Raw genomic sequence first — 14706 nt, 5'->3', positions numbered from 1 at the left:
ACCGACGTGCGTTTATCCTGACGCCCATGACCCGCCGCATCGGAGCCGCTGTGCTCGCCCTGCTCGGAGCCTCAGCGCTCGCCCTCACCGCAGCCGTCCCGGCGGCCTCCGCCGCGACCACCTCGAGTTGGGCGACGTGGCCCACGTTCTCCGGTGCATCGGGGTCGTACCAGGGCACGATGACCCTGGCCGGGCAACCCGCCCTGACGGCAGCCCTGACGAGCGACTCGGTCGGCGGCGGTGGCGTCGGCGTCATCTCGGGTGCCTCGACCTGGCTGGCGGCGTCGACCCCGGTGGGCGCGAAGTACGGCAGCAGCCGCGACCAGCCCTACCTCAACCTCCGGCCGAAGGCGAACAACGCGGCGTCGCCCTCGACCACGACCTACTCCTTCGCGACGCCGACACCGCCGTCCGGCTGGACGTTCGTCCTCGGCGACATCGACGCCGACCAGGTCACCGTGACGGCGATCGGCCCGGACGGCACGGCGCTCACCCCCGACGAGCTCGGGTTCAACGGGGGCTTCAACTACTGCGCTCCCGGTCTGGCCGGCAAGCCGTCCTGCACCGGTTCCGCGACGGACGTCCCCACCTGGGACCCGGCGACGCAGGTGCTCCGCGGCAATGACGCAGCCCAGGACACCGCCGGTGCAGCGGGGTGGTTCGAGCCTTCCGCCCCGATCTCCAGTCTCACGTTCACCTTCCAACAGCGTCTCGGAGCGCCCGTCTACCAGGCGTGGTTCGCGTCGCTCGCGCGCGACGTGACCGGCACGGTGACCGACCAGACCACGGGCCCGTTGGACGGCGTCGGCGTCCGGCTCATCGACCGCGACGGCCGGGTGGTGGCCTCGACCACGACCGCGGGTGGCGGCACGTACACCTTCGCCGGCTACTTCGCGACCGACGGCTACACGGTGCAGCTCGTCCCGCCGACCGGCAAGATCGCCGTCGGTCCTGCACGTGCCGCCGCGGATCTGACGGACGCCGACGCCGTCGCGGACTTCACCGTCCGGGACATCGTGCCCGTCGCCGTGTCCGGCACCGCGCTCGACACGGACGGTGTGCCGATCGTCGGGGCCACGGTCACGATCGACGGTGCTGGCAGCGTCACCACCGACACCGACGGGAACTACCTCTTCGACACCGTGCCGGTCGGCGACCACACGGTCGTCATCACGCCGCCCGCGGGCTACGCGGTGCAGACCGCACCGGCATCGTTCACCGTGCCGGTCGGGAGCGAGACACCCATCACCGAGCAGGACTTCGTGCTCGTCGCGAACCCCAGTCTCGGTGGGGTGATCACCTCCGGTGGGGTGGGTGTGGCCGGCGTCACCGTGAGCGTCGACGGTCCGAACGGTGTCGAGAGCGCCGTCACGGCCGCCGACGGTTCCTACCGCTTCCCGCTCCTGCCCGCGGGTGCCTACCAGGTCTCGGTCGTCGCCCCGGAGGGGTACGTCGTCTCTGGAGCGGCCACCCGGGAGGAGGAGCTCGCCGGCAACGATCTCGACGCGGTCGACTTCGAGCTCGCTCGGCTCGGCACCGTCATCGGCGACGTGCGGACGGACACCGATGCCCCGGTGCCCGCAGCGACGGTCACGGTGACGACGCCGGGCGGCCCGGTCGCCCTGACCACCACGGCCGAGGGGTCCTACGGGCTCGCCGATCTGGCGCCGGGCAGCTACGAGGTCACGCTGACCGTCCCGGCCGGGTATTCGGTGCCCGCGGGTGGCGCCACGACCGCCACCGTCGTCGTCGGCACGGACGGGGCGGTCCAGACGGTACCCACCTTCGTGCTCGTCGCCGACGCGATGCTCGGCGGCCTCGCCGGAACGGTCGAGACGGACACCGGCGCTCCGATCGCGGACGTGACCGTGAGCGTCGAGACCCCGGCAGGCCCGGTCGACGTCACCACGGACGCCGACGGTGCCTACGACCTCGACGGCCTCGCGCCAGGCTCATACGAGGTGTCCGTGACGGTGCCGGAGGGCTACACCGCCGAGAGTGCCACGACGGCGACCGTGGTCGTCGCCGCAGACGGTTCCGTGGTCTCGGTACCGGCCTTCGTCCTCGTTCCCGACGCCGTCGTACCCGTGCCGTCGGCGAACCCGAGCGACCCCGCGGTTCCGAGCAACGCGGGTCGTCTGCCCTCGACCGGTGCGGACGCGATGCCGTGGATCGTCGCGGCCGGAGCGCTCTTCGTGCTCGGTGCCGCAGGTGTCGTCACCGCGGCCGTCCTGCGTCGTCGACACGCGAATCGGGACGAGCTGTCCGGCGAATGACCGTTTGAACGACCCCTCGGGGATGGGAGGGTGCGGCTCGTCCGTAGACTTGGGCGAGCCGCGCCCCACCCAGGAGTGCGGATCGCACTGCTGAACGGGGATCCGTGGACATCATCGGGTGGGTGAACGACGCCGCGACGGCGCTGCCCGATCCGCTGATCTGGCTCCTCGGGCTCCTGTTCACGACCGCCGAGTCCGGTCTGTGGCTCGGCCTCGTCGTCCCCGGTGAACCGGTGGTGCTCCTCCTCGCGGCCATGCTCGACTCCGCCCCCGGTGCCCTCGTGCTGTTCCTCGCGGTCGCCCTCGGCGGGTCGCTCGGGGATCAGCTCGGCTACCTCGTCGGTCGTCGTTCCGGTGGTCGCCTCCGTGACTCGGCCATCGTCCGGCGTCTCGGCGTCCACGGCTGGGACCGCGCGGTCGAGGCGCTCGAGCGGCGCGGGGCCCAGGCCGTCTTCCTCACGAGGCTCGTCCCCGTGCTCCGGTGCCTGACACCGACCGCCGCGGGGGTCGCCCGCGTGCCCTACCGGTCGTTCCTCGCGGCATCGCTGCTGGGCTCCCTCCTCTGGTCCGCCGTCTACGTCGGGGTCGGCTCCCTCGTCCGCGCCACACTCGACACGGTCCGCCAGTACCTCGGTGCCACCGGCTGGGTGCTGCTGTTCGCGCTCGTCGTGGTGGTCACGGTGGTCGCGATCGCCCGATTCCGCCGCGGTGCCGCGATCCCCGGCGACGAGGCGATGATCCCGGTGACCCTGCACGAGAAGACGCCGCTCGCGCGCCTCCGGACGCAGCTGTTTTCCGACGACGACTGGAGGAACCTGCCGAACGCGATCACGGCGGGACGTATCGTCCTGCTCCCGGTCTTCGCCGCACTCGTGATCACCGGCTCCTACTGGGCTGCGCTCGTCGTCGGTGCGGTGGTGTTCCTGAGCGATGTCGCCGACGGGCAGATCGCGCGCCGCATGGGCACGGTCTCCGCGCTCGGTACCTGGCTCGACGGCGTGGCCGATCGCCTGACCGTGGTCGTGGTCGCCGCGTCGTTCGCCGTCGCGCAGATCATCCCATGGCAGGTGTTCGTGGTCATGATCGTCCCGGACCTCCTGCTCGCGTTCGTCGCCGTCGTCGCGTTCCGCGGGACGCCGGAGGTGCCGGTGAGCATCGCGGGCAAGATCCGCACGGTGTTCCTCTTCGTCGGCTTCTTCGCGCTGCTCACGGGCCTCGCGCTCGGCGGCGGGGATCCGGCGTCGGCGCTCTACCGGGTCTTCGGCGGGGTCGGCTTCGTGGCGATCCTCCTCGGACTCCTCGGCCACTTCGTCGCGGCGACCCAGTATGCGCGACGCATGGTCGTCACCTGGCAGCGACAGGGCGTCCGCGCGTCCCGCTGACCGCCGCGCCGACCGTCGTCGGAGGCCACCACCGGATGGCCCACGGCCACAGCGCAGGCGGCGTCGTTTAGGCTCGGAGCATGCCAGTCGACTATCCGGACCTCGTCATCTTCGATTGCGACGGCACCCTCGTCGACACGGAACGCATCTCCGTCCGGGTGAACCTCCAGCTGCTCAACGAGGTCGGCGGTGACTACACCGAGGCCGAGGTGCGGGAGCTCTTCGTCGGTGCCTCGCTCGAGACCTACGCGACGCTCGTCGAGCAGCGGCTCGGGAAGCCGCTCGAGGCCGACTGGATCCAGCGTTGGAGCGACATGTTCCGCGGCATCTGCGAGCGCGAGCTCGAGGCGGTCGACGGGGTCGTCGACGCCCTCGACGGCATCGCTGCGACCGGGGTGCCGCTGTGCGTCGCCTCGAACGGGATGCTGCACGACGTCGTCCGCAACCTCGGGCAGGTGGGCATCCACGACCGCTTCGACGGGCGCATCTTCAGTGCGACCGACGTCGCCGTCGGCAAGCCCGCACCCGACCTCTTCCTCCACGCCGCCGCCGACTTCGACACGGCCCCCGAGCGGTGCGCGGTCATCGAGGACAGCGTCGTCGGCGTGCTGGCTGCACGCGCGGCCGGCATGACGGTCTACGCCTACGCCGGTGGCATGACGCCCGCCGAGCGGCTCGTCGGCGACGGCACCCACGTCTTCGACGACATGCGCCTGCTGCCAGACCTCATCCGCGACACCTGGGCGACCTCCGCGGCTCGCTAGCCGTGCCGCGCTAGCTGCGACTGCGGAGCTCCGGGAAGCCGTCCTCATCGTCGGGGACGGGCTGCGTCGTGACGATCGGCGCCGGTGCCGCGTCGGGTGACGCCGAGGCGTCCTGCTCCTCGGCGCGACGTCGCGTGCGTTCGCCGCCGCGCTTGACGGCCCGATCGAACAGCTGTGGGCCGGTCGTCGCCAGGCGCCTCCAGGGGAGGGTGCCCTCGATCTCGATCTGCAGCGAGAAGCTCAGCAGGGTGCGGATGACGACGATGATCGCCAGGACGAGTGCGTCGGTCAGCGAGGGCGTCGACGTGACCGTCTTCACGAGGTCGGCGGCCACGAGGATCTCCAGCCCGAGCAGGATGACCGAGCCGATCGTCTCCCGCAGCATCCGGAAGGCCCGTGCGCCGTCGCGCGTGCTCCACCACAGTCGGGCCGACAGGGTGACGGCGATCACGAAGCCCACGACCATCGCCCCGACACCGGCGACCTCGAAGACGATGGTGACCAGCTCGAAGAAGTCCATCCCTCCATCATCCTCGCCCGCCCGCTGGACGGGAAGCCGGGCCGACCCGCTAGGGTGGTCGCGAGTGACACGGGGTGCCGATCCCACGACGATCGGCTGAGAACACACCCGTCGAACCTGATCTCGTTAGTCCGAGCGAAGGGATGTCGCGAATGAGCATTCGCACACCGCAGCAGTCTGCCCACCCGTCCACCGACGACTCGTCCGTCGGCGAGTTCGCGAGCGCGTCCGGGGACCTCCTCGACCGCCTGCGCGAGCGCACGCCGCTCGTCCAATCGATCACGAACGCCGTGGTGACGAACTTCACCGCGAACGTCCTGCTCGCCATCGGCGCCGCCCCGGCGATGACCGACATCCCCACCGAGGCCGGACCGTTCGCCCGCATCGCCTCCGGGGTGCTCCTCAACCTCGGCACGCCGCAGGCTGAGCAGCGCGAGGCCATGGTCGAGGCCGCCACCGCCGCGAACGACGCCGGCACCCCGTGGGTACTCGACCCCGTCGCCGTCGGCTTCCTGCCGGTGCGGACGGCGCTCGCCGCCGAACTCCTCGCCCTCCGGCCGACGATCGTCCGCGGCAACGCCAGCGAGATCATCGCGCTCGCCGGACTGGGCGCCGGTGGTCGCGGGGTCGACAGCACCGACTCGGTCGACAGCGCGGTCGAGGCGGCCACCGCGATCGCCCGCACCTCGGGTGCCGTCGTCGCGATCTCCGGCCCGACGGACGTCATCACCGACGGTGAGCGCATCGTCCGCTGCTCGAACGGGCACGCCTGGCTCACCCTCGTGACGGGCGGTGGCTGTGCCCTCGGTGCCGTGCTCGCCGCCTTCGCGTCACTCGACGACGACCGGCTGCTGACGACGGTCGCGGCGACCACCGCGTACACGGTCGCCGCGCAGCTGGCGGCCGCGGAGAGCCGTGGCCCCGGCTCCTTCGCTCCCGCCTTCCTCGACCACCTCCACCTCCTCGATGCCGACACCGTCCGCAGCCTGGCGGTGATCGCGTGAGTGCCTCGACCACCGCGGACCGGGTCCTCGTGGCCCGTTCGCACGCCGAGCTCGTGCGCCGCGGTATCGCCACCTACCTCGTCACGGATGCTTCGGCCAGCGGAGATCGCGGTGTCCTCGACGTCGTGCGCCGAGCTGTCGACGGCGGGGTGACCGCAGTCCAGCTGCGGGAGAAGACCGCATCGGCGCGAGAGCTGTTCGACCTGACCGTGCGTGCGGCGGAGGTCGTCGCCGGGCGGGCGCTGCTCCTCGTCGACGACCGGGTGGACGTCTTCCTCGCCGCCCGTTCCGCCGGTGCCGTCGTCCACGGCGTCCACGTGGGTCAGAGCGATCTCCCGGTCGACGCCGTGCGCCGCATCGTGGGGCAGGCCGCCATCGTGGGACTGACGGCGAACACCCCGGCGCACCTCGACGCGGTCGCAGCGCTGCCACTCGGGACGGTCGACTACCTGGGCGTCGGCGTCATCCGCCCGACGACGACCAAGCCGGACCACCCGGCACCGCTCGGCGTGGAGGGGTTCGCCGCGATCGCCGCCGCGACCCCGCTCCCGTGCGTCGCGATCGGTGGGTGTCACTGGAGGACACGGTCGAGCTCCACGCCTCGGGCGCCGCTGGTCTCGCTGTGGTCTCGGCCATCTGCGCCGCCGACGATCCCGCCGAGGCCGCACGGGCGTTCTGCGCGGCCTGGACCGAGGTCTCGGCATGAGCGCCGCGGAACAGACACTGACGCCGGCGTCGTCGAGCTCGAACCGGGTGCACGGTCGACGACCTGTCACGACTCGCGAGACACCGCGGGTGCTGAGCATCGCCGGCACCGACCCGACCGGTGGTGCCGGGATCCAGGCCGACCTCAAGAGCATCGCCGCGAACGGCGGATACGGCATGGCGGTCGTCACCGCACTCGTCGCGCAGAACACCCGGGGTGTCCGGTCCGTGCACACGCCGCCCGTCGGGTTCCTCCGCGAGCAGTTGGACGCGGTCGCGGACGACGTGGTGATCGACGCGGTCAAGATCGGGATGCTGGGCGATGTCGCGATCATCCACACCGTGTCGACCTGGCTGCAGGAGACGGTGACCGGACCCGTCGTCCTCGACCCGGTGATGGTGGCGACGAGCGGCGACCGCCTCCTCCACCGCGACGCCGAAGCGGCCATGCGCGAGCTCCTGCCGCACGTCGACCTCGTGACCCCGAACCTGCCGGAGCTCGCCGTGTTGGCGGACGAACCGGTGGCGACGAGCTGGGCCGACGCACTCGCCCAGGCGGAACGGGTCTCGGCGCAGGCGGGCGTGATCGTGCTCGTGAAGGGCGGGCACCTGACGGGGACGGCCGCGTGTCCGGATGCGCTCGTCGACGCCACCGGTGGTCTGGGTGGCGGCCGATCACTCGTCGAGTTCGACGGTCTTCGAGTCGACACACCGAACACCCACGGAACCGGATGCTCGCTGTCGAGCGCGATGGCCACCCTCGTCGCGCGGTCGGGGTCTTGGACCGAGGCGCTCGGCGAGGCGAAGTCGTGGCTCACGTCGAGCCTCCGGCACGCGGACGCGCTCGAGGTCGGCTCGGGCAACGGGCCGATCAGCCACTTCGCGGAGCTGTGGGCGTCGGCCGGGATGACATCGGGCCGACAGGACGGCGCTGGCATCCTCACGGGCTGGTGGGAGGACATCGCCGAGCTGCGGGACCGGATCGACCATCTGCCGTTCGTGACGACGCTCGCGGACGGCACCCTCGATCCGGCCCGGTTCGCCTGGTACCTGCAGCAGGACGCGATCTACCTGCGGGCCTACTCGCGGGTCCTCGCGAGGGCGAGTGCCTTGGCGCCGACGGCCGAGGAGCAGGTGTTCTGGGCGACCGGTGCGGCGGGCTCCATCAAGGCCGAGATGGAGCTGCACCGCACCTGGCTGAGGACGTATGCCGTCAGCGGTATGGATGTGGAACCGTCGGCGACGACCACGGCGTACCTCGACCACCTGCACGCGGCGACGGTCGACGGCGACTATGGGCGCGTGGTCGCCGCCGTGTTGCCCTGCTACTGGATCTACCAGGACCTCGGCGAACGGCTCGTCGATGCATCACACGTGGAGCACCCCTTCGCCGCGTGGCTCGACACCTACGCCGACCCCGCCTTCGCGACGGCGAACGCCCGAGCGATCGAGATCGTCGCCGGGGCGGCAGCTCGCGCCGACGAGGCCGGCCGGGACACGATGCGACGGGCGTTCCTCGCCTCGGCCGCGCACGAGGAGGCATTCTTCGCCGAGCCGATACGATGAATGCCGGATCCGCCGCCGCGGTCCCGGACCACGACGAGAGGCCCCTGATGCTGACGAGCAACGAGTACTTCGACGGCAACGTGAAGTCGATCGGCTTCACCACGAACGAGCCCGGTGCGGAGTCGGCCAGCGTCGGAGTGATGGAGCCGGGGGAGTACACCTTCACCACCGGCAAGGCAGAGGAGATGTCCGTGATCTCCGGCAAGCTCCGCGTGCTCCTGCCGAACACGAGTGCGTGGCAGGACTTCGGGCCCGACGCGCAGTTCAGTATCCCGGGGAGCAGCAGCTTCCAGGTCGAGGTCGAGGTCACCACCGCGTACCTCTGCCGCTACCTCAACATCTGAGCGCCCTTCGACAGGCTCAGGGACCGGGGTGGTGACGCCCTTCGACAGGCTCAGTGAACGGGGTGGTGACGCCCTTCGACAGGCTGAGAGACCGGTCCGTGCTTCAGGAGTCGACGACCTCGAGTGTGAGGACGACGGTCGAATCGTCGGAGCTGTTCGTCAGCGTCACCGTCGTGCTCCCGACCTCGAGTGGCTGCAGACCGGGGTTGAAGGACGCGCCGCCGCGGGAGCCGCCCGGTACGTACTCCGCGATCGACGGATCCTCGACCTCCGCGGACCACACGGTCGGATCGACGGCGACGAGGTCCACCACGTTGTCGAGACCGACGGTGACGGTGCGGCCGTCCTGATCGACGAGCTGCACGATGACGGGTGCGATCACGTCGGCCTCGCTCGCGGAGCTCTGACCGGAGGGCGAGTCCGCCCCACCGGTGCAGGCACTCGTGCCGAGCGCGGCGCCGACGATCGCGATCACGGTCAGCCCACGGGTGGCACGGCGCATGGCGGTCCTCTCTCGACGTGACCTCACCCTACCGCCGGGCGACGGTGAGCCTCAGGACCGCAAGGCCAGCGCGTCGGCGGCGGCGCTGAGTCGACCGTCCTCCATGACGAGCACCTGGTCCATGCGGTCGAGGTGGCTCCGATCGTGGGTGACCAGCAGCGTCGCGGCGCCCGAGGTCGCGGTGAGTTCGAGGATGAGCTCGATGATCGCGGATCCCCGCTCGTGGTCGAGGGCACTGGTCGGCTCATCCACGACGAGGGCGTCGGGCTCGTTCATGAGGGCGCGCGCGATGTTGACCCGCTGCCGCTGACCACCCGAGAGCTGATGCGGCCGCTTGTCGGCCTGGTCGGCGAGCCCGACCGCGGCGAGCAGCATCGCGGCCCGCTCGCGGGTGCGCGTCCGGTCGGCCCGCGATGCGCGGCCGCCGAGCGTCTCGAGAACGCACAGCTGCTCGAGGGCCGTGAGCGACGGCAGTAGGTTCGCCTGCTGGAACACGATGCCGAGCCTCGTGCGGCGGAAGTCGGTGGCCGCACGGCGGTCGAGGGAGGTGACGTCGACCCCGGCCACTTCCACGAGGCCGCTGTCGGGCCGGATGAGGCCGGCCGCGACGGCGAGCACGCTCGACTTCCCGGAGCCCGAGGGCCCGGTGAGCGCGGTCACGGTTCCGGCCGGGACGGTGAGGGTCGCGTGGTCGACGGCGGTGACGCGGTGGTCGCCGTCGGGGAAGGTGAGGGTGACGTCGGTGAGCGAGATCATGAGGTGACTCCGATGGTGACGAGGGTGGGTGCGAGGAAGGACGCAGGGAGGTCGGACGCGTTCACCGGTTGCCGCCGAGCGCGGTCAACGGGTCGGCCGAGAGGATCGACCGCAGGGCGAACGCGGCGCCGATCAGGCCGAGGGCGATCATGATCACCCCGGGCACGAGCGTCGTCAGTGGGCTGAGCACGAAAGGCAGCGCGGTGCCCGCCGCGGAACCGAGTGCGGCGGTGATGCCGATGCCGAGCCCGACCCCGAGGACGAGGAGGACGAGCGCCTGGCCGAGGGCATCGAGCGACAGCCGACGGGTCGTCGCGCCCAGCGCTTTGAGGATCGCCACGTCGCCCGCGCGCTGCATGGTCCACACCGTGAAGAAGGCTCCGATGACGAGCGCGGAGATCCCGAACAGCATGGCGACCATGAGGAGGAGCGATCCGATCTCCGAGCGGAACGAGCCGATCGCGAGCAGGGACGACAGGACGTCCTTCGACACCGTGCCGGTGGCCTGCTCCGCTCCCGTCACCGCATCGGCGCTCGGGTTCCCGGTGATGGCGAGCGCGGTCGCTCCGTCGCCGGGGGATCCTTGCGCAGCCTGCAGCGACCGCCACTCCGACAGGCTCGTCCAGACGACCGGCGTGTGGCTGTACCACTGGTCGTCGACGACCGATCCGACCTCGAGCTCGCTGCCACCGATCGAGACGGTGTCGCCGCGGGAGACGTGGAGGGCCTCCGCAGCGGTCCGACTCAGGCGGACGGTTCCGTCGGTGGGCACGTCGGCAGCGCGACCCGCGACGGCGTCACCGCTGATCCCGAACAGTGCCACGGAGGTGCGCGCATCGTCCGTGGTCATCCGCGTCTGGCTGATGCCGAGCTCCTGGACACCGTCCACCCCGGGGACCGCAGCCCACGTGGTGGCCGCGTCCGCGTCGATCGCGGAGTCGGCGAACGTCGCCTGCTCGCCGTCCGTCGGGGCTGCGAGGACGATGCTCGACGCACCCAGCCCGGTGATCGCCGAGATGTTCTGGTTCGCCAGTCCCGCGGTGAGGCCGCTGAGGAATCCGACGAGCAGGGTGATGAGAGCGACGACCGCCCCGATCAGCACGAAGCGACCGGTGGCGAAGCGCATGTCGCGCCAGGCGACGAACATGGGGACTCCTTGTCAGCCGCCCGACGGCGTCTCCGTGGTGCGGCAGGATTCCAGCCTCGTCGCGTCGCCGACGCCGGGCATCGTCGGACGGGACGGTCCTCAGGCGCGGTCAGGTGGAGGCGACGTTCCACCTTTCTGATGATTCGCGAGGACGATCCCCGCCGTACGCTGGGCGGATGAAGCACTCGGCACTCAGCCCCGTGTTCACCGGCCTGCAGCTCGGCCTCCACGGCCTCGTCACCGCACTCATCGTGCTCGTGATCGCGCGATCCGTCTCGGTCGGTGGCCAAACGGCCCTCGCGGCGATCGTCCTCGCCGTCGTCATGCTGCTCACCTACGCCGCTGGCGCGATCCTCGGCGGTCGGGTCCGCCGCGCGGTGGTCGCCACCGGAGGGACCGATCGCGCCACCGCGCCGGCGGGCGTCCGTCGAGGTCGGGTGTCCGTCCTCGTCTGGCTGGTGCTGCTCAGCGTCGAGTGGGTGGTCCTCGTGCTCCTCAGCCCGGATGCCGCCTACCTGGTCTTCCCGTTGTTCTTCCTCTATCTGCACCTCCTCCCCAGGGCCGTCGCAGTGCCCGCCGTCGTGATCGCCACCATCGCCGCGGTCGTCGCGATCGGTCTGCACGCCGGCTTCAGCGTCGGGGGAGTCGTCGGCCCGCTCGTCGGTGCGGCCGTGGCCGTCGCGATCGGACTCGGCTACGAGGCGCTGGCCCGGGAGGCGGCCGAGCGGGAGCGACTCATCGCCGAGCTCGTCGCAGCACGCGAGGAACTCGCTGAGCGGGGTCGGCAGGCGGGCAAGCTGGCGGAGCGGGAGCGCCTCGCCGCCGACCTCCACGACACGGTCGCCCAGGCCCTGTCGAGCATCCAACTGCTCCTGCACGCGGCCGAACGCTCCGCCGTCGAGCAGCCGGGCACGGAGCAGCTGCGCTCGCACATCGGGCTGGCGCGGGACGCCGCGGCGACGGCCCTCGCCGAGACGCGCAGTCTCATCGACGAGCTGAGCCCGCCGGCGTTGACTGGGGCGACGATCGCGGACGCGCTCGGTCGGCTCGCCGAGACGACGACCGCCGAGAGCGGCACGCCGGTCTCCACGACGGTCACCGGCGATGCGTTCGTCCTCGGCACGCCGGTGACGACCGCGCTCCTCCGGGCCGCGCAGAGCAGTCTCGCGAACGTCGTCCGGCATGCCGGAGCGAGCCGGGCGGACGTCACCCTCACCTACCTCGACGAGGAGGTCATCCTCGACATCGACGACGACGGAGCGGGGTTCGATCCGGCGAGCGTCGCCGAGCGCACTGCTGGCGGTTCGTTCGGCATGATGTCCATGCGCCGTCGCATCACCGAACTGGGTGGCGAGGTCGAGGTGCGGAGCGCGCCGGGCGCCGGAACGACCATCACCGTACGGTTCGCGGCGCCAGGAGTGGAGGGGGACGTTCATGCGTGACGATGCGACGGATGCCGGGGAGCCGCGGGTCATCCGGGTGGTGGTGGCGGACGACCACCCGATCGTCCGAGCCGGACTCCTCGCGGTCCTCGCACCGATCGCCGACATCGAGGTGGTGGGGACCGCATCGACCGCCGCCGAGGCCGTGGCCGCCGCACCCGGCGCGGACCTCGTCCTCATGGACCTGAGCTTCGGCGACGGTCCGACGGGCATCGATGCGACGAGGGAGATCGCGTCGCTGCCGGGCGGTCCGTCGGTCCTCGTGCTGACGAACTACGACTCCGACGCCGACATCCTCGGCGCGATCGAAGCCGGAGCCGCCGGGTATCTGTTGAAGGACGCCGCCCCGGAGGACCTGATCGACGGCATCCGCTCGGCGGCCGGCGGGAACTCGGTGCTCGGGCCGGCCGTGGCGACCCGTCTGGTCGCTCGGGTGAGTGCGCCGCAACAGGCGCTGAGCGCACGGGAGATCGAGGTGCTCGCGCGGGCGGCCGAGGGGCTCACCAACCTGGAGATCGCCGGGCGACTGCACGTCGGGGAGACGACGGTGAAGTCGCACCTCGCGCACATCTACACGAAGCTCGACGTGTCGAACCGCTCGGCGGCGATCGCCGCGGCCCAACGTGCCGGTCTCTTCCGCACCCGCTGAGTGCCCTTCGACAAGCTCAGGGGCCGGTCCGTATCCCCGCGCCCTTCGTAAGGCTCAGGGAGCGGTTCACCCGGTCCCTGAGCGCCCACCCCGGTCCCTGAGCTTGTCGAAGGGTCGACTGACTCGGGGTCCGATCCACCCGGTCACTGAGCCGAATCCCGGTCCCTGAGCCTGTCGAAGGGTCGAAGAACGACGGCCCGGAGCTACGCCCCCTTGACGTGCTCGTACGCCGCGAGCGCAGCCTGTCTCGTCTCGCCGAGGTCGACGATCGGCTCGGGGTAGTCGGGCGTCCCGAACTCGGGCACCCACCGCTTGATGTACGCGTCGTCGGCGTCGAAGCGTTCGCGCTGCCGTTCCGGGTTGAAGATCCGGAAGTAGGGCGAGGCGTCGAAGCCGCTGCCGGCCACCCACTGCCAGTTGAACGGGTTGGATGCGGGATCGGCGTCGACGAGCGTGTCCCAGAACCAGTCCTCGCCGAGCTTCCAATGGATGAGCAGGTTCTTGGTGAGGAACGACGCCGTCACCATCCGGATCCGGTTGTGCATCGTGCCCGTCGCCCAGAGCTCCCGCATGCCGGCGTCGACGAGCGGGATCCCGGTCCTCCCGGCGGTCCAGGCCTCGAAGGCGTCCTGGTCGACGTCCGGCCACGGGAACCGGTCGAAGGCCTGACGCCAGTTGCGCGTCGCGAGGTCGGGGAAGGCGAAGAGGCAGTGGTAGGCGAAGTCGCGCCAGCCGAGTTCCTTGAGGAAGGTGGCGCCGTCGTCACCGAGGTGGCGTCGGCCGTCGCGGGCGGCGTGCCAGATCTGCGGCGAGCTGATCTCGCCGAACCGGAGGTGCGGGGAGAGCCCGGAGGTCGACGGCTGGGCCGGGAAGTCCCTGTCCTCCGCATAGCCCGTCACGCCACCGTCGATGAAGTCGGCCAGCCGTTCGTCGGCGCCGGCTTCGCCGGGCGTCCACTGCTCGCGGAGTCCGGCCGCCCAGTCCGGTTTCGTCGGGAGGAGGTTCCACGACCCGAGCTCGTCGCCCGAGGGCGGGTCGGCCATGGCGGTCAGCGCGCTCGGCGCGGGGAGGGGATGTCTCGGCGGGTTCGCCGCGTACCGTTGCAGTGACGCCTTCCAGAACGGGGTGAACACCGAATACGGTTGCCCCTGCCCGGTGACGATCTCCCACGGTTCGGCGAGGAGGTTCGCGGCGAAGCTGCGAGCGTCGAGCCCCGCGTCCTTCAGCTCCGACTTGATCCCGGCGTCGATCTCCCGCTCGGCCGCGCCGTACCGGCGGTTCCACAGGACCGCGCCGGCACCGATCGAGTGGGCGAGTTCGGGCACGATGGTCGCCGCGCTCCCGGACCGCAGGAGCAGCGTGCCGCCGAGACCGCGGATGTCGTCGCCGAGCGCTTCGAGGCTGTGGTGCAGCCACCAGCGCGACGCGCCGCCGAGCGGTCGCAGCGCTTCGCTGTCGTCGAGGACGAACAGGCAGAGGATCGGGGCGTCGAGCTCGACCGCTGCATGCAACGCGGGGTTGTCGGCCAGGCGGAGGTCGTCGCGGAACCATACGATCGTCGGGGCAGCAGCCATCCCGTCAGCCTACGCGGACGATCCGTTCGCTCCGCAGGGTTGACCGGACCCGCCCGTTCCGGTGAGCCCTCCTCC

General features: G+C 71.3%; 14 protein-coding genes, 1 pseudogene and 1 riboswitch. Of the genes and pseudogenes, 10 read left to right on the top strand and 5 right to left on the bottom strand.

What is annotated here, in order from left to right; genetic code table 11:
* Nucleotides 1-26 precede the first annotated feature (26 nt).
* From FGL15_RS05715 to FGL15_RS05705, 3 genes are all read left to right on the top strand, one after another.
* A complete protein-coding gene (locus FGL15_RS05715; protein WP_138945298.1) occupies nucleotides 27-2276 on the top strand; it encodes a carboxypeptidase regulatory-like domain-containing protein in 2250 nt (749 codons plus the stop codon).
* A 104-nt stretch (nucleotides 2277-2380) separates the two neighbouring features.
* The gene (locus FGL15_RS05710; protein WP_138945297.1) at nucleotides 2381-3658 is read left to right on the top strand and encodes a CDP-alcohol phosphatidyltransferase family protein; all 1278 of its coding nucleotides are present in this window, start codon (nucleotides 2381-2383) and stop codon (nucleotides 3656-3658) included.
* Nucleotides 3659-3738: 80 nt separating this feature from the next.
* On the top strand, nucleotides 3739-4422 hold the full coding sequence (locus FGL15_RS05705; RefSeq protein WP_137243990.1) for an HAD family phosphatase: 684 nt from the start codon (nucleotides 3739-3741) through the stop codon (nucleotides 4420-4422).
* A 10-nt stretch (nucleotides 4423-4432) separates the two neighbouring features.
* Here the strand turns inward: FGL15_RS05705 and FGL15_RS05700 are convergent, their stop codons facing one another.
* On the bottom strand, nucleotides 4433-4942 hold the full coding sequence (locus tag FGL15_RS05700) for a DUF1622 domain-containing protein (protein WP_138945296.1): 510 nt from the start codon (nucleotides 4940-4942) through the stop codon (nucleotides 4433-4435).
* A 60-nt stretch (nucleotides 4943-5002) separates the two neighbouring features.
* A riboswitch (TPP riboswitch) is annotated at nucleotides 5003-5103 on the top strand.
* On the opposite strand from FGL15_RS05700, the gene thiM reads away from it, so the two are divergent.
* The 5 genes and pseudogenes from thiM (at nucleotide 5095) to FGL15_RS05680 (ending at nucleotide 8561) form a co-directional block, all read left to right on the top strand.
* Nucleotides 5095-5946 (top strand): hydroxyethylthiazole kinase, encoded by an 852-nt coding sequence (gene thiM / locus FGL15_RS05695; RefSeq protein ID WP_138945295.1) that lies wholly within the window; start codon nucleotides 5095-5097, stop codon nucleotides 5944-5946. (Overlaps the previous riboswitch by 9 nt.)
* Nucleotides 5943-6464, top strand: a pseudogene (locus FGL15_RS05690) (thiamine phosphate synthase); the annotation flags it as partial. The gene thiM and the pseudogene FGL15_RS05690, both read left to right, overlap by 4 nt.
* Before the next feature lie 50 nt (nucleotides 6465-6514).
* Nucleotides 6515-6652: a hypothetical protein gene (locus FGL15_RS21445; RefSeq protein WP_370282090.1), complete on the top strand. Its 138-nt coding sequence runs from the start codon at nucleotides 6515-6517 to the stop codon at nucleotides 6650-6652.
* Nucleotides 6649-8217, top strand: a complete 1569-nt coding sequence (locus FGL15_RS05685) for a bifunctional hydroxymethylpyrimidine kinase/phosphomethylpyrimidine kinase (RefSeq protein WP_138945294.1) — start codon at nucleotides 6649-6651, stop codon at nucleotides 8215-8217. The genes FGL15_RS21445 and FGL15_RS05685 overlap by 4 nt, the downstream gene beginning before the upstream one ends.
* A 47-nt stretch (nucleotides 8218-8264) precedes the next feature.
* Nucleotides 8265-8561: a pyrimidine/purine nucleoside phosphorylase gene (locus FGL15_RS05680; protein WP_168223331.1), complete on the top strand. Its 297-nt coding sequence runs from the start codon at nucleotides 8265-8267 to the stop codon at nucleotides 8559-8561.
* Nucleotides 8562-8664: 103 nt separating this feature from the next.
* Here the strand turns inward: FGL15_RS05680 and FGL15_RS05675 are convergent, their stop codons facing one another.
* From FGL15_RS05675 to FGL15_RS05665, 3 genes are all read right to left on the bottom strand, one after another.
* Nucleotides 8665-9063 carry a hypothetical protein gene (locus FGL15_RS05675; protein ID WP_138945292.1) on the bottom strand — a complete coding sequence of 133 codons (399 nt, stop codon included), beginning with the start codon at nucleotides 9061-9063 and terminating at the stop codon, nucleotides 8665-8667.
* A gap of 51 nt (nucleotides 9064-9114) precedes the next feature.
* Nucleotides 9115-9819 (bottom strand): ABC transporter ATP-binding protein, encoded by a 705-nt coding sequence (locus tag FGL15_RS05670; protein WP_138945291.1) that lies wholly within the window; start codon nucleotides 9817-9819, stop codon nucleotides 9115-9117.
* A 61-nt stretch (nucleotides 9820-9880) separates the two neighbouring features.
* Nucleotides 9881-10966, bottom strand: a complete 1086-nt coding sequence (locus tag FGL15_RS05665) for an ABC transporter permease (protein ID WP_138945290.1) — start codon at nucleotides 10964-10966, stop codon at nucleotides 9881-9883.
* 176 nt (nucleotides 10967-11142) lie between these two features.
* On the opposite strand from FGL15_RS05665, the gene FGL15_RS05660 reads away from it, so the two are divergent.
* Together FGL15_RS05660 and FGL15_RS05655 are read left to right on the top strand one after the other, a co-directional pair.
* Nucleotides 11143-12408, top strand: coding sequence for a sensor histidine kinase (locus tag FGL15_RS05660; protein WP_138945289.1), 1266 nt, complete (start codon nucleotides 11143-11145; stop codon nucleotides 12406-12408).
* On the top strand, nucleotides 12401-13057 hold the full coding sequence (locus FGL15_RS05655; RefSeq protein WP_138945288.1) for a response regulator transcription factor: 657 nt from the start codon (nucleotides 12401-12403) through the stop codon (nucleotides 13055-13057). The genes FGL15_RS05660 and FGL15_RS05655 overlap by 8 nt, the downstream gene beginning before the upstream one ends.
* A 203-nt stretch (nucleotides 13058-13260) precedes the next feature.
* On the opposite strand, the gene FGL15_RS05650 is transcribed toward FGL15_RS05655, so the two are convergent.
* On the bottom strand, nucleotides 13261-14631 hold the full coding sequence (locus FGL15_RS05650) for a deoxyribodipyrimidine photo-lyase (RefSeq protein WP_138945287.1): 1371 nt from the start codon (nucleotides 14629-14631) through the stop codon (nucleotides 13261-13263).
* Nucleotides 14632-14706: the final 75 nt, after the last annotated feature.

Source organism: Plantibacter sp. M259 (assembly GCF_006065115.1).
Classification (GTDB): domain Bacteria; phylum Actinomycetota; class Actinomycetes; order Actinomycetales; family Microbacteriaceae; genus Plantibacter; species Plantibacter auratus.
This window is presented reverse-complemented; position numbering and strand designations above follow the sequence as displayed.